The sequence below is a fragment of the Pseudoalteromonas phenolica genome, assembly GCF_005886345.1.
Classification (GTDB): domain Bacteria; phylum Pseudomonadota; class Gammaproteobacteria; order Enterobacterales; family Alteromonadaceae; genus Pseudoalteromonas; species Pseudoalteromonas phenolica_A.
The window spans coordinates 15,437-29,791 of sequence record NZ_PNEC01000057.1; the positions used below are offsets into that span (position 1 = coordinate 15,437).

Annotated in this window: 11 protein-coding genes and 1 pseudogene; 7 read left to right on the forward strand and 5 right to left on the reverse strand. The window is 40.0% G+C overall.

What is annotated here, in order from left to right:
* The first annotated feature begins 74 nt into the window (after positions 1-74).
* The 4 genes and pseudogenes from CWB72_RS17775 (at position 75) to CWB72_RS17790 (ending at position 4,692) form a co-directional block, all read left to right on the forward strand.
* Positions 75-965 carry a LysR family transcriptional regulator gene (locus CWB72_RS17775; RefSeq protein ID WP_138634211.1) on the forward strand — a complete coding sequence of 297 codons (891 nt, stop codon included), beginning with the start codon at positions 75-77 and terminating at the stop codon, positions 963-965.
* Between the two features lie 514 nt (positions 966-1,479).
* A complete protein-coding gene (gene zapE / locus CWB72_RS17780) occupies positions 1,480-2,871 on the forward strand; it encodes a cell division protein ZapE (RefSeq protein WP_252371587.1) in 1,392 nt (463 codons plus the stop codon).
* A gap of 446 nt (positions 2,872-3,317) precedes the next feature.
* A pseudogene (locus tag CWB72_RS17785) lies at positions 3,318-3,524 on the forward strand (integrase); the annotation flags it as partial.
* 262 nt (positions 3,525-3,786) lie between these two features.
* Positions 3,787-4,692 (forward strand): alpha/beta fold hydrolase, encoded by a 906-nt coding sequence (locus tag CWB72_RS17790; protein WP_138634220.1) that lies wholly within the window; start codon positions 3,787-3,789, stop codon positions 4,690-4,692.
* Here CWB72_RS17790 and CWB72_RS17795 read toward each other — a convergent pair.
* From CWB72_RS17795 to CWB72_RS21160, 3 genes are all read right to left on the reverse strand, one after another.
* Complete coding sequence (locus tag CWB72_RS17795) at positions 4,652-6,142, reverse strand: tetratricopeptide repeat-containing sulfotransferase family protein (RefSeq protein ID WP_354384668.1); 1,491 nt, start codon at positions 6,140-6,142, stop codon at positions 4,652-4,654. The genes CWB72_RS17790 and CWB72_RS17795 overlap by 41 nt on opposite strands.
* 60 nt (positions 6,143-6,202) lie before the next feature.
* Positions 6,203-8,806, reverse strand: coding sequence for a TonB-dependent receptor plug domain-containing protein (locus CWB72_RS17800; protein WP_138566638.1), 2,604 nt, complete (start codon positions 8,804-8,806; stop codon positions 6,203-6,205).
* 275 nt (positions 8,807-9,081) lie between these two features.
* Complete coding sequence (locus CWB72_RS21160) at positions 9,082-9,270, reverse strand: oxidoreductase-like domain-containing protein (RefSeq protein ID WP_354384669.1); 189 nt, start codon at positions 9,268-9,270, stop codon at positions 9,082-9,084.
* Between the two features lie 59 nt (positions 9,271-9,329).
* Between CWB72_RS21160 and CWB72_RS17810 the strand changes: the two genes are divergently transcribed.
* Positions 9,330-9,701 (forward strand): hypothetical protein, encoded by a 372-nt coding sequence (locus CWB72_RS17810; RefSeq protein ID WP_130256265.1) that lies wholly within the window; start codon positions 9,330-9,332, stop codon positions 9,699-9,701.
* A gap of 59 nt (positions 9,702-9,760) precedes the next feature.
* The gene (locus CWB72_RS17815; RefSeq protein ID WP_138634226.1) at positions 9,761-11,125 is read left to right on the forward strand and encodes a leucyl aminopeptidase family protein; all 1,365 of its coding nucleotides are present in this window, start codon (positions 9,761-9,763) and stop codon (positions 11,123-11,125) included.
* A 62-nt stretch (positions 11,126-11,187) separates the two neighbouring features.
* Here CWB72_RS17815 and CWB72_RS17820 read toward each other — a convergent pair whose 3' ends face one another.
* The gene (locus tag CWB72_RS17820; RefSeq protein WP_138634331.1) at positions 11,188-12,657 is read right to left on the reverse strand and encodes an aminoacyl-histidine dipeptidase; all 1,470 of its coding nucleotides are present in this window, start codon (positions 12,655-12,657) and stop codon (positions 11,188-11,190) included.
* Between the two features lie 72 nt (positions 12,658-12,729).
* Entirely contained in the window at positions 12,730-13,794 is a 1,065-nt protein-coding gene (locus CWB72_RS17825; protein WP_138634229.1) for a ketoacyl-ACP synthase III, read from the reverse strand.
* Positions 13,795-13,923: 129 nt separating this feature from the next.
* Here CWB72_RS17825 and CWB72_RS17830 point away from each other — a divergent pair, with 129 nt between their 5' ends.
* A complete protein-coding gene (locus CWB72_RS17830; RefSeq protein WP_138634232.1) occupies positions 13,924-14,325 on the forward strand; it encodes a DUF4440 domain-containing protein in 402 nt (133 codons plus the stop codon).
* Positions 14,326-14,355: the final 30 nt, after the last annotated feature.

Sequence of the window (14,355 nt, forward strand, 5' to 3'; positions counted from 1 at the left end):
ACAAAAAATGATAAAAAAGATTACCGCCTTGGTGATACAATTAAAAACAGATATTTGATGTATGAGAAACAAGTATGGCTGGTATCAATGGTTTGGACATAAAGCAGCTAAGAGTGTTGCATTATCTTTTAATTGAAAAGAATGCTTCAAGGGTTGCTTCTAGACTAGGTCTAACTCAGCAAGCTGTCAGTGAGCAACTCAAAAAGCTCAGACTGTCTTTTCGAGATCCATTATTTAATAGAAAAAGTAACGGTTTGGTACCTACAGCACATGCGCTATCCCTGCAACAGGAAGTAGCAGAAATCATAACGCGTCTAGAAAATATCACAAAACCTAAGGTTTTTGAGCCTAGCAGTGCAAGTGGTGTTTTTAGGATATGTGCTTCTGATTATGCACAGGCAGTAGTATTACCAAGTTTGATTCAAAAAATTAGGAAACAAGCGCCAAACCTTAAGATAATTGTACAAGACTTTGAGATTGATAATTTAAGTGTTTTGATGGACAACGGAGAGTTCGATATTGTGATCTCGTTTCCAAAGTTTGTTCCAACTAAATATCCAACCATAACTCTTTTTACAGAAACTCACACTTGTGTAATCGCTGAAGATCATGAAAGAGCGAATGAAAAATGGTCTGTTGAACAAATTGCACATCATCCGCAGCTCGTTATCTCGCCTAAAAGAGCGAACCTTGTTGGTTCCGCAGACGCATATTTTGAAGAACTCGGTTTGAAAAGAAATATTGTTATGAGTGTTCCTTTTTTTTCCGCTGCTGCGCAATGTATTGTTTCTACCGACATAATTGCTTTATTACCGACTAAATTGTTGCCGATCAATGGTCTTAAAGAGGTAGACTGCGATCTTGAACTTCCTTCGTTCGAAATTATAGTTGCTTGGCACAAAAGGATGACCGAAGATCCTCTTCATAACTGGATTCGAGACATTATCAGTAAACAACCTGTCTAAATTTAATGGCCTTTAACACCTAAAAAGTAAAATAAAAAATGTACAACTATAAAAGAAAGACTTTAGCTCGTTTCTGTCCAGAACCTTCACAGTTGGCACTTCGTAACTCATTTATGCCCCAAAATGATTTAGAACGGTTACCATAAACATGAATTTGGTCAATTACCTTTAATTTACTCGAAGGACCATCAATGTTGGCTTAGACAAGAAGGACCGAACATTCGCTAATCAGTCATTTATGCCCTTAATAAAATATGAAAGTAACTTCAGTGGTTTAAACCAAATTTACAAACCTGTTTTGATTTTTATCAAGATAGAGGGTGTCAGATAGTTATGCTAAATTTGTATAAGTTGAAATCCGAAACTTGAGCATCTACTACGAATCCATTTGATACCCTCACAGAAATCAAACGTACCATACTATCATGTTGATAAATTCATTGGCTCCATGACAATAATGTACATGTTAATAGCAAAACATCGCGTCGCTCGGAGAAGCTTCTCGAAAGGCCTCGTGACAGAGGCGTATGAACTAAAGGTTGATATGGGGGAGGTTCGACGTGATGATGCGCAAGTTGCTCTGGCGGCAAAATTCGATGCCCTTCACGAGTCTCTTACCTCGCTCCCTCCAGTACGCAGCGACGAATCGGCAAATAGCAACTTTAAAAACAGCAGCTCACTGGTACGATACATGGTATCCGCCCAGTCCTTTCTTCGAAAGAAGTTCCATTTGAGGTCCTTTGGTCCACCACCGCAGGGCATTTACATTCATGGACCTGTTGGGGTCGGCAAGAGTTTTCTAATGGATCTCTTTCACGCGTCGGTTAATGTTCCTGACGACTCTCGCTGTAATAATGATAGCCACAAACACGCAAAAATTACCAAACGCCGCGTCCACTTTCATGAATTCATGCTGGACGTAAATCATCGAATCTTTGTCTACAAACAGAAGCACCCACGAGGTGATGCGATTCCCATCGTTGCGCAACAATTGGCACAAGAAGCCCAACTCCTCTGTTTCGACGAATTTCAAGTGACAGACGTTGCCGACGCCATGATTTTGAAAAGACTGTTTTTATTATTATTGGATCGGAATGTTGTGATAGTGGCCACCTCGAACCGCTCACCAGATGACTTGTATAAGGGAGGCATTAACCGATCCCTCTTTTTGCCATTCATAGACATGTTAAAACACACTTTCGACATTATTTCTATGGAGGGTTCCACCAAGGATTATCGACTCGAAACTCGAGCGGATGGCCAATCCTATTTTTGGTCAAGCAAGGATACTCATGGCGATAATAATAAAATTATCAACATACAGGCGCAGTTAGAGGAAATATTTGGTGACAATGCATCCGGAACTGAGGGCGAGACCATTCCGGTACTCTATGGCCGTAGCGTCCAGGTTGCCCGATTGAATGACTGGTGCGCCTGGTTTGACTTTTATGAGTTGTGCTATCAACCGCTTGGCGCGGCCGATTATATTTCCCTGTGCGACCGATTTCCGCTCCTCATCATGGACAGCGTCACGCAATTGGACGCCAGTCACCTCAACGAAGCGCGACGATTCGTGATCCTCATTGACGCATGTTATGAATCTCGCACCCGCTTGGTGCTGGCAGCAAAAGTCCCGCTCGATGAATTATTTGTTGATTTTGAAGCGCATGTTGAAAGTAGTGATGAGGATGGAGAATTGATTGTCAGTGAGAAGGGAGGAAACTCGAGCTCCTTTGCGACGACCATGATTCGTACCAAAAAGGGAGAATATTATGAGTGGTCGGCGACGGGGCGAATTGGCGTATCACTAGCACAATTATCGTCCGCCAATGATCTCGCCTTTTCCTTTCGGCGTGCCGCGTCTCGATTGGCGGAAATGGGTGGAAAGGATTGGGGACGGCAGTGACGAAAGATCTTTACCTTGCAAACCATTGAGCCTATGGCAAAGAAAGAGGTTTTGTCAGGCTGTGCCGCAAAAGTAACAAGCTTGAGTCTCCATTCAGGTGTCATAATGAGCAACGCATAGGATTGAATTAAACTCTCAAGGCTATATCGTTGTATGATCAACTCTGAATTATCTAAAAGAGGTTGGGAATTACGACTTGAGTTAAGATGCGTTACCAACTAAAAATTGCCTTACATAAGTTGCAGAGACATCATCTTAATTTGCTAAAACTTAGACTTTTTCATTTTTATACCAATAAACTTGCTATAAGCCAACGGCTGCTTCACGAACGAAGCAGTCATTAGAATCTAAATTGTTTTTGTCCAGTGACGTTTCTGCTTTTCCTGACCTTACTAAATGTGGTTGCCAAACCTAATGTTGACCAAAAACACTATGAGGAGGTCATCATGAGAAAATTATCTTCTGGTAAATGCAGCGGCATAAAAAGGCCATTTAAACTTGAAGAGATCTGGCGGATTAGAACTAGGCTGGAGATTGAAAAAGATCTAATGCAGCTTGCACTACTGAACCTAGCGATAGATAGCAAGTTAAGAGCGAGTGATTTGCTAAAGTTACATGTTTACGATGTTTCTTCTCAAGGGGTTATCTATGAGCTCCTTATTCTGTTTCAACCAGAGAGGAGTTTTTTCTTTTAACGAATAAATTAAACCTACTTTTCATATACCCACTAGGGCCAATGAATCTTAAATTACTTCCTTGTTTTATATTTCTTAAAAGCCTTATTTTCTGTTGTTATAGAGCTAAATTCTCAACCTGCAGCAAAATCTCATTTTGAGAGTCCCTCACCAATTAAACAGCTTATAAAGGCATTTGCTTAAACCTTGCCTCACTGGTACGATGAGATAAAAAGGCCTCATCATGATCAAGCAAGACTCTCTATTCGTTTCAATAGGAAAAAACCAATCGCTCCACCTAAGACATATTTATCATTCAGACATAAAAAGAGAATCTATCTTTTTACTACATGGGGCAGTGGAAAACGGTAAAATTTTTTATACAAAATCAAATAAGGGGCTTGCGCCATTTTTAGCAAAGCAGGGTTACCAGTGTTTTGTCGCAGATTTACGTGGGAGAGGAGAAAGCTACCCAGCTATATCAGCTCAGTCTGATTATGGTCAAACAGAAGCAATTGTTGAAGATATTCCTGCTATGCTTGAGTTTATTAAAGATAAAACTGGTTATTTTCCAAAGTTTTGGATAGCGCATTCGTGGGGCGGGGTACTATTAAATAGTTATCTAGCAAGAACACCAGAGCATAAACAATTTGTTTCAGCTTGTGCATATTTTGGCACTAAACGGAGTCTATATAACAATCACCCAAGCAAATTATTACAAGCAAATTTAATTTGGTATACCTTGGCACCAATTCTAAGTAAAAAGAAAGGCTACTTAGATGCTCGAAAACTGAAATGGGGAAGTGATAATGAAACGGTAAAATCACACTTTCAAAGCATGCAGTGGGCAAAAAAACTGCCTTGGGTAGATACTGATGATGGCTTTAATTACAGTGAAGCAATTAAAGACATCAAACTTCCACCTACACTGCATATCGCTGGTGTAAAAGATAAAGCGCTGGCTCAGCCAATCGATATAAAAAAGTTTATGGAAGAGTCAGGTCGAGGCATTCAAGAAATAAGAGTGTACGGTAAAAGCCAAGGGCACAAGCATGATTATAACCATATCGACATGTTAACCAGCCCTCATGCACACTCTGATCAGTTTAAAGATGTTCTTCAGTGGTTTGATCTGCATCGAGCATAGCAATCATTTGTTGTTCATAAACTTGCCAATTAGAACGTGGACTTTGTTCTAAAGGCTTTCTTACTTGTGCTTTACTAAGTGTAGAGACTGGTCTCTTAGATTTATAAAACTCTAAGCATTCTGGTTCAAACTTTTGATAAAGAAAATTCAGTACTTTATTTAATTCCTTTGGTGTTTCATCAATTAATTTTTCGTAACTGAGTGTATATATATTTCGCGGAAGATATTCTTTGAAGTGTTGCATAAGGTCATCTTGAAAATCGGCATATTGTTTATATTCAGTCAATGAGCAAAAGTAAGGCTCATTTTCTGCAAAATGGTTACTATAAACCGACCAAGCATTGGCATGAAAAGAACGTGTTAAATGAATAAATCGAGCATCGGGAAACATCTTTTGAATAAGACCAATATTTTGAAAGTTAGCTGGTAATTTATTAATGACAACTTCGTTACCTACTCTATGCTTTTTGATTTCGTCAACATATAGGTTTCTACAATGATCTAGCATTGAAGTTGTTAAAGTATGGAGACACTCAGGGAAAGGTGTTTCATTTCGCATTTGTAAATAGGGCACAATTTTGTCGCTAATTACAGTGTTTTCACCCATGCTGCCAATTTGACTATGCTCAACCAACATTTGCTCTAAAAGTGTGGAACCTGTTCTTGGCAGACCAACGATAAATGCAGGTGTAAAGGTTGCTTTTAATTTGTCGTTAGGGATTTTAAAGAAATCACTTGAGCATTGGGTTTTGAGATCTTTAAAAAATGGTTGCATATGCTCAGTTTTAAATTCACAAAGCGAAAGTTGACACTCATTTGCGAGTTTAAAGTAATCAAATGCTTGAGAGAATTGCTCCAGACGGTGGTAGCACTTACCAAGTGCATAGTAAACAACGATTTTTAATCTTTTGTTTTCGTAATCAGACAGTAATTCGTGGAGTAAAGCAACATGAGCCTCTAATTTATTAACAGGACATATTTGAACTAACTCTTGAAGCATAAATGCTGTGACAGCACTTTTAGGACACTCGACACCAGCCTCAAATGTACGTACGGCATTCTCTATAAATCCGTGATCTAAGTAGAATTGACCTAGTTGATAGTGGGCTTGAGCATTGTGGCGTGCAACACTTAAAGTATATTCAAGAACAGTTTTAGCATCTACTGAAGAACCTACAGCCATAAATGCATCCGCAAGAGCAAATAGGGGATCAAGCATTTTTGGTAAATGTTCACAGGCTCGCTTTAAATAGTAAATTGCACTGTCGTAATCTTCTAATCGTATACAGATCCTGCCAAGGCCATATAAAGCAGAGCCAATTTTATTGTTCTCCTTTAAAACTGCTTTAAACATAAACTCCGCTTCTCGAAGTTTCCCTTGTTCTAATAATTCGTTGGCTCTTTTCAGTAGTAGCATTGTTATATTGAATGATTGTTTTTGTTTTATCATAAAAATAAAAAGGCGAAATAGCTAATGCCATTTCGCCTTTTGCTGCTGGGTTACAGTAATCTAGAAAGTATAAGTTGCTTTTACGTAGTAGAAGCCACCATTGATACCGTAAGGAGAGGTTTCGTAGTACTTACCACCCCAGTTATTGTTTGGAATACCTGTCGCACGCTCGAAGTCTAACTTCTCAGGCTCTTGGTCAAATAAGTTATTAGCACCAGCTGTGAAGCTTAAAGACTCTGTTGCATAGTAAGTTACTTCTGCATCAATTGTGAATGATGGATCTGCCATAATTGCAGTAGCATCATAATCTACGTGAACACCTTGATACTCACCAAAGTAGTTGTAACGAACAAAACCAGAGAAGTCTTCCCACTGTTGAGACCAAGTGTAAGTTGCACGATGTTGAGGCAAGTCTTCTTCTAAACGCTTAACTTTAAAATCACCTGTTATCTCAGAGAATTTATCGACTGTTGTTTCATTCCAGTTATACGCCATGCTGAAAGTCGCGTAACCACCAAGTAGATCCATTGAGTAGTTAGCAACAATATCAACACCTTGAGTTGTTGTATCAAAGTCATTTGTAAAGAAACTTACCTGAGCAATACTGTCAACATTTGGAACACCATCGGCTTTAAGTGCTGTTTTCTGCTCGGCAGTTAAATTAATCTTGTCTGACTGACTAATACGATCTTCTACTTTAATATTGTAATAATCGACAGTTAAGAATAAATCACCTGACTGGTAAACTGCACCAAATGTATAACTTTGTGATTCTTCAGGTTGTAATTCAGTACCCCCTAAAATCTGAGACACTGGGTTAGTTGGTGGAAGTAGTGCAGAGTCAACAAGCACACCACTGCTTAGGTTGGTTTGAACATTACTTACGTTTGCTTGACCAACTGTTGGCGCTCTAAAACCAGTACTCAATGAGCCACGAAGTGATAAGTCATCAGTCAATTGATATTGACTTGTTATTTTGTAATTTGTAGTAGAGCCAAACGAATCATAATCTTCATATCGAAGTGCCCAACCCATTAAGAATTCCTCAGTAAATGGCGTTTCTACATCAAGATAAGCTGCATAGTTACGACGTGTAAACTCACCTGCAGCTGATGGTTGGAAACCAGGGAAACCGTTAGAGCCAATACCAAAGCCTTGTTGTGTCAAAGGACCAGCTGTAAACGAAGCTTCATCACCAGCGATGACTTCAAAGGTTTCTTCATGCCATTCTAAGCCAGCAGCGACATTAACGTCATAGGCAAGACCGAAATCATAACCTTTTGAAATGTCAGCATTAAAGTTCTTTTCAAGCTGGATATATTTACCAGGGCTGAACTCCATGGGTGTTTCAGCACCTAATGAAGCATTTACTGTGTTAGTGATGAAATAGCGAGATTCATTACGGCCGACAGAACCACTTAAATCGTAATAGGCGCCTTCAAAGGCACCGCTTTCAATTTCACCGTTAGTACCTACAGTGAAAGAGGTATCAGTGATATTACCACCGAAGAATGGCGTGAAGCCTGCTGGTAAGATTTCATTAAATGCAAAACAGTTTTGACCTATTTCTGAATTAGATGCAATCTGTTGATAAGCTGAAATTGTACTGACATCTAGAATGCGATTACCTTCTGAATCTTTTAAATTTACCGTAGGACATGCAACTCCATTATCAAGGCCATCTAAATCAGCAACCAGCAATGTTTCACCACCATCGTTTGAATAAACTTGAGGGCGAGTTTGAGGGTTACGATAGTAGAAACCACCTTTCACATCTCGCTCTGAGTAGTTACCAAACATGTAGAACTCTGAACTATTTGAAAGCTCTAAACCTACGTTTCCAAATAATGTAAAGTCATCTTTTACTTCAGGCGCACCCCAAACTTGTGCTGGATTTCGTATGCCAGGAACTCCCGCTGCGTCATAAGCACCAGCATCCGGACGTTGAACACTTCTGCTTGTAGCGTCTGCATTCTTGTATTGGAAGCTTAAGTTTGCAAAGCCGTCATCAGAAAACGGCAAACCAACATTACCTTCAATGGTTGTCGTGTCACCGTCGCCTTCAAAATATTGACCTTGTTTTACTGCAAATGAACCACCTTCTGATGCATCTTTTAATACAAAGTTGATTACACCAGCAATTGCATCTGACCCATACTGAGCCGCTGCTCCATCACGAAGTACTTCAACTTGTTTTAAAGCGATACTTGGTATGACAGAGATATCAGGGCCTTGTGCACCATCATTAATACCGCCACCTAAGAAGGCGATTACTGAAGAGCGGTGGCGGCGTTTGCCGTTTAATAGAATAAGTGTACTGTCAGCTGGTAAACCACGAAGGTTAGCTGGCCTTACAAGAGATGCAGCATCACTGATAGGGTTTTGGTGAACATTTAAAGAAGGTACTGAGCCTTTTAGAAGCTCTAACATATCATCACCACCGGCTTTGGCGATTTCATCACCGCCAATAATATCTATAGGTACTGGTGAATCACCGACTGAACGTGGTGCCGCACGAGAACCTACAACCGCAATTTTTTCTATGTCTTTTTTAGCACCTTCGGTTTCATCAGCTAATGCTGTAGTACTAAACAAACCGACCGTTGCGCTAGATGCCAGTGCATAAGTGATCGACCGGCTTAAATTTGATAATTTTAACTTCATCCTGTTTCCCCAGATTAATGTTGTCATTAAGGTTTCTTATTAACCAGATAAATTATTCCTGAAAATTTATTAGAAGATAATTAATCTGTTAATTATTGATACATTTAGTTAACACATAATGCAAATAAAATTTGCATTAAAATTAAAAGTAGACATGACAATGGGAAAGCGCAAATTGAAAACGTAACTTTCTGTTAATTATGAAATAGTTTTCTAAAATAGGGAAAGAGAGGAATGCATGAGCATTCCTACTAAAGTTCATGCTTTGGTCTAATTTATGTTTTGTTTAGTTTTTCGTTAACCTTAAGCCATTCTTTTCTTTGTGCTCTGTAGGTATCCCAAACGCATGGGCAGCAACTGCCTCCACCGCAACATTCATCCGGCTTTGGTTTTTGTGGTTCTGTTGTCGGTTGTTGTATTTTAGTGTTTTTTAACATGTTATGTGAGAGAGTATTCAAATACATAGTAAGAGTTTATCAAGTTTTGCTAAACTATCAGAGTGATTAATAAGTTATGGTGAATGATGCGCCTAATTAAAGTTGTACACAAAGCCCCTATCAGAGTTGCCAAAATAAGTAAAAAGAGGCAGCAGATTAGGCTCAGGCGCTCAATGCTTGCTCTGAAAGTTGCACTTGCGCAGGAAAAACAAGAAACTAAAGAAATGCTCGATATTTATAAGCGTTATAGCTTTGGAGAGGCGCATAAGTCAGAGCTTAAAGTTGCCAATGAACAGCTAGTCGATATTCTTAAAGGGTTAGGTTTAGGTGTATTTGCTGTACTTCCTTTCGCTCCCATTACTATTCCGCTCATTGTTAAATTGGGACAATGGGTTGGTGTTGATGTTTTACCAAGCTCATTTTCATTATCCAACAAATCTTCTAAATCTCGCAAATAAGTGATCTCTTTAAGCTAAATTGTTATTCTCTCAAAAGACGCAAGAAAACAGAGAACAATATGCAACTTCCAATCATTCATGCCGATACAGGCACACCGATTAAATTTATTGAAAAATCAAATTTTGACACTTGGCTTTCATCGCAAGAAAGCTTTGTAAAAAGTTATGTTGAAGTAACGCGCTCTGCTAATAGCAACATAATTGTGGTGCCTAAACAGAACGTAACTGGACTTGAATTAGTTGTTGTAACTGTGGCTGAGTCAACTGATATGTGGAATGCCGGTGACTTAGCAAAGCAATTACCTAAGGGACAGTTCACGCTAGATGTTAACGATGACTCCTTGCTAGGTTATGCGCTTAGCTTTGTATTAGGAGCTTATCAATTTGCCGTCTATAAGTCTCTACCTGCTATTGAATCTAAAATCGCGATTGCAGATGAAGAAACCTTTAATAAAGTAAAACAGCAAGCAGAAGCAATTTATTTGGTACGCGACTTGGTTAACATGCCTGCAGCTGACATGATGCCTCAGCACCTTGCTGAAACTATGGAAGAGTTGGCCGCTCGTTTTGATGGTCAGTTTAGCCAAATTATTGGTGATGAATTACTAGAGCAAAACTACCCAACGATTCACATGGTCGGTCGTGCAAGTGATAACAAACCAAGATTACTCGATTTAGTATGGGGTGATGAGAGTGCACCGAAACTGACACTTGTTGGTAAAGGTGTCTGCTTTGACTCTGGCGGTTTAGATTTAAAACCTGCCGCAGGTATGCGTAATATGAAGAAGGATATGGGCGGGGCTGCTCATGTTATTGGTCTTGCACAAATGATCATGGCTGCAAACCTACCTGTTAGACTTCGTGTGCTTGTGCCTGCTGTTGAAAATGCAGTGTCTCGTAATGCTTTTAGACCGGGCGATGTTATTAAAACACGTAAGGGCATCACGGTTGAGATTGATAACACCGATGCCGAAGGTCGCTTAGTATTGTGTGATGCATTAGCGGAAGCACAAACTGAAAATCCTGATTTACTTATTGATTTTGCAACCTTAACAGGTGCATGTCGAATCGCGCTAGGTACAGAGCTTCCAGGTTTTTATTCGACTGACCAAGCAATTGCAAGTGGCATCATGGCTCAAGGTTTACAAAACCAAGATCCAGTTTGGCAGCTTCCTCTTTTCGACCAATATAAAGCTTTGTTTAAGAGTGATGTAGCAGACATTGCTAACTGTGGTTCAACGCCATTTGGTGGGTCAATTACAGCTGCGTTGTATCTGAAAGAGTTTATTGAGCCAGCAACTACGCCTTGGCTTCATTTTGATGTGATGGCTTATAACATCAGACCATTACCGGGTCGCCCAGTAGGTGGTGAAGGCTTAGGGCTCCGTGCTACGTTTGACTATTTAGCTACACGCTATAAATAGAAATCGATAAATTTATAGAGCAAAATGCGAACCAATGGGTTCGCATTTTTTATTAATAAGCATTACTTAGCAGGAATGTTCTCTAAGATAGCTTTCATTTGTTGCCAATATAAACCCACAGATTCAATGTTTACCTTCTCATCAGGAGAGTGCGGGAATTTGATTGTAGGACCAAATGAAATCATGTCCATTTCTGGGTATGGTTCTTTGAAAAGACCACACTCTAGGCCAGCATGAATAACCATGATGTGCGGTTTATGACCATAAATATCTTCATACACGTCACGGAAAGTATGTAAGATTTGTGAGTCAGGATCTGGTTTCCATCCCGGATATGCACCACTGAATTCAATCGTTGCGCCAGCTAGGCTTGCTAGCGAAGCAAGTGTACCTTCTACGTCAGTACGACCAGAATCAATTAAAGAGCGGATCAAACACAGCACTTCGATACTGTCTTCGTTTGTTTCAATGACACCCATATTTAGTGATGTTTCAACTACACCTTGAATGTCATCACTCATGCGTACTACACCATTTGGACAGGCATTGAGTAGTGACAACACTGTATTTTGGCTGCTTGCGCTTAATGGCAAGGCATCACTTTCAAATGTTTGCGCTTTAAAAGATAAGTTTGCTTCAATGGCGCTTAATTCAGTTTTTGTTATTGTTTCAAACTCAGAGATTAAGTTTAGAAATGCGTCTAATTGTTCATTTTCAACTAACACTTCAGCATACGCTTCACGAGGAATAGCGTTTCTCAGTGAACCGCCATTAAAAGTGACTAACTGAACGTTTAAGTTGGCTGTGTGATTTTTCAAAAAGCGTGCAAGGAGTTTATTAGCATTAGCGCGGCCAGTATGAATATCTACGCCAGAGTGCCCACCTCTTAAGCCATTTAGCACAAGTTTTAAGCGTATTGAATCTTGACTGATAGCTTGACGTTCTAATTGCAAAGTAAGGCTTGCATCTACGCCACCGGCACAGCCCATGTAAATCTCACCTTCTTGCTCAGAATCTGTATTTAGAAGAATGTCACCTTCTAACCAGCCAGCTTCTAAACCGAATGCGCCAGTCATACCTGCTTCTTCATCAATAGTTAGAAGTACTTCAAGCGGACCGTGTTTAATGTCATCAGCAGCCAATACAGCAAGGCACGACGCCATACCTATGCCGTTGTCAGCACCTAAAGTAGTGTCAGTTGCAGTAACCCATTCACCGTCGATGTAAGGTTTAATAGCATCAGTTACAAAGTCATGTTCAGTGCCGTCATTCTTTTGCGGTACCATATCAATATGCGCTTGAAGGACTACTGGCTTTTTATGTTCCATGCCTGGGAAGGCAGGCTTTTTAATGAAAACGTTGCCAGTCTCGTCTCTTTTAACTTCAAGAGATTGACTTTTTGCCCAGTCAATAATGAATTGTGCAAGTGCTTCTTCATGCTTGGATGGATGAGGAAAAGAACAAATTTGATCAAAGAATTGCCAAATTGCTTGGGGTTCTAATTGGCTAATTTCAGAATGTGGAGTGAACAATGTTTTCAATGTGTTGCCCTTATTTGAATGTAACCGTTTAATATTACCATTCAATTAAGGGCAGAGGATAGCTTACTGACAGTAGTTAATGGCGTCGGCCATTATCTCTAATCCAGTTTGTTTACACTCTGGCAGCTCAGCTTTACTTTCAATGATAGGCGTAACGCGTTCGCCCCATTTAATGTAACTTGCTGCCCAAGTTAAACCTGCACCAAATGCAGCACTCATTATATGACTATGTGGTTTGATTTTGCCTTGCTCTAATGCTTCACACAGTGCAATTGGGATCGTTGCAGCAGAGGTGTTGCCATAATGCTGGATATTGACCATCACTTTGTCATCGCTAAGCTGCAATTGTTTGGCAATGGCTTGAATAATTCTTAGATTTGCTTGATGAGGGATAAGCATATCGATGTCTTCGAGTGCTAAATTTGCTTGTGATAGCACATCATCACAGGCTTCGCTCATGCCTTTTACCGCGCGCTTAAAGATATCTTTTCCTTGGAACAAAATATCAGATGGTTGTGCTGAATCGTGTTTATCTATGTCAGTGCCGAAGTTTCGGATATGAAGAATCTCTCTTTCTTCTGAATCACAACCTGTTTTTGTCGCTAGCAGGCCTGACTCTTCACTTGATGCTTCAAGCACAACTGCACCTGCACCATCACCGAACAGAACTGCACTGTCACGTTTTGCCCAGTTTACATGCCAGAGCATTCTTTCAGCAGCAATAACCACTGCGCGCTTTACCATACCGGCACGAATTTGAGCGGTCGCATTTTGTAATGCATATAAGAAACCAGAACATGCTGCATTTACATCACATGCCGCTGCACCGGTTGCCCCGATTTGCTGCTGAACATATGAGGCTGTATTTGCGACAAGTGTAGAAGGGGTGCAAGTAGCAAGTAACACGAGGTCAATGTCTTCTCCTGCAATACCAGCACAATCCAATGCACGTTTAGCTGCAACAGTCGCTAATTCACCAGTACCAACATGACTGACTCTTCTCGATTTTATGCCTGTGCGCGTTGAAATCCACTCATCGGTGGTGTCTACTACTGTGCTTATATCTTCGTTTGAAAGTGTTGCTGGTGGTGTACATTTACCCCAGCCAATAATTTTGGCGTATTGCATAGTTTCTTATCTCATCTGACCAGGTGGCGTTTATAACAAACTTCTTTTTGTAATTCTAGTCAAGGATACTTTATGTAGTGTGAAGAAGTAGTCTAAGCTTAGATTAAAGTCTTTGAATTTGGGGTGATTATGGCAAATAAAATGACGACTTCGCTAATAAGCCACCTTATTGAATTGGAGAGGCAGTTACTGGACCCAGTTGTTAGAGCATCGAAAAACCAATTAAGCCATTTACTTCATGACGACTTTTATGAGATTTCGGCAAATGGCTTAATGTTTAATAAGCAACATGTGATTGGTAGGTTACCGCTCGAGAAAATTCCACAGATCTATAACCAAGACTTTAAGGGACAAGTATTGAGCGACACGCTTGCCCAACTGACCTATCATGCAGCCTATCGAATGAATGTGCATCATGCCTTGAATTTTTCAATTCGAATGTCAATTTGGGCTAAAACAGAAAAAGGGTGGCAGTTGTTCTTTCATCAAGGCACCCCTTGTCCTGAGTTCACTTTGCACTATGAAGAGTAGCTGCAATTTTTGTTTCATATCAACGAAACT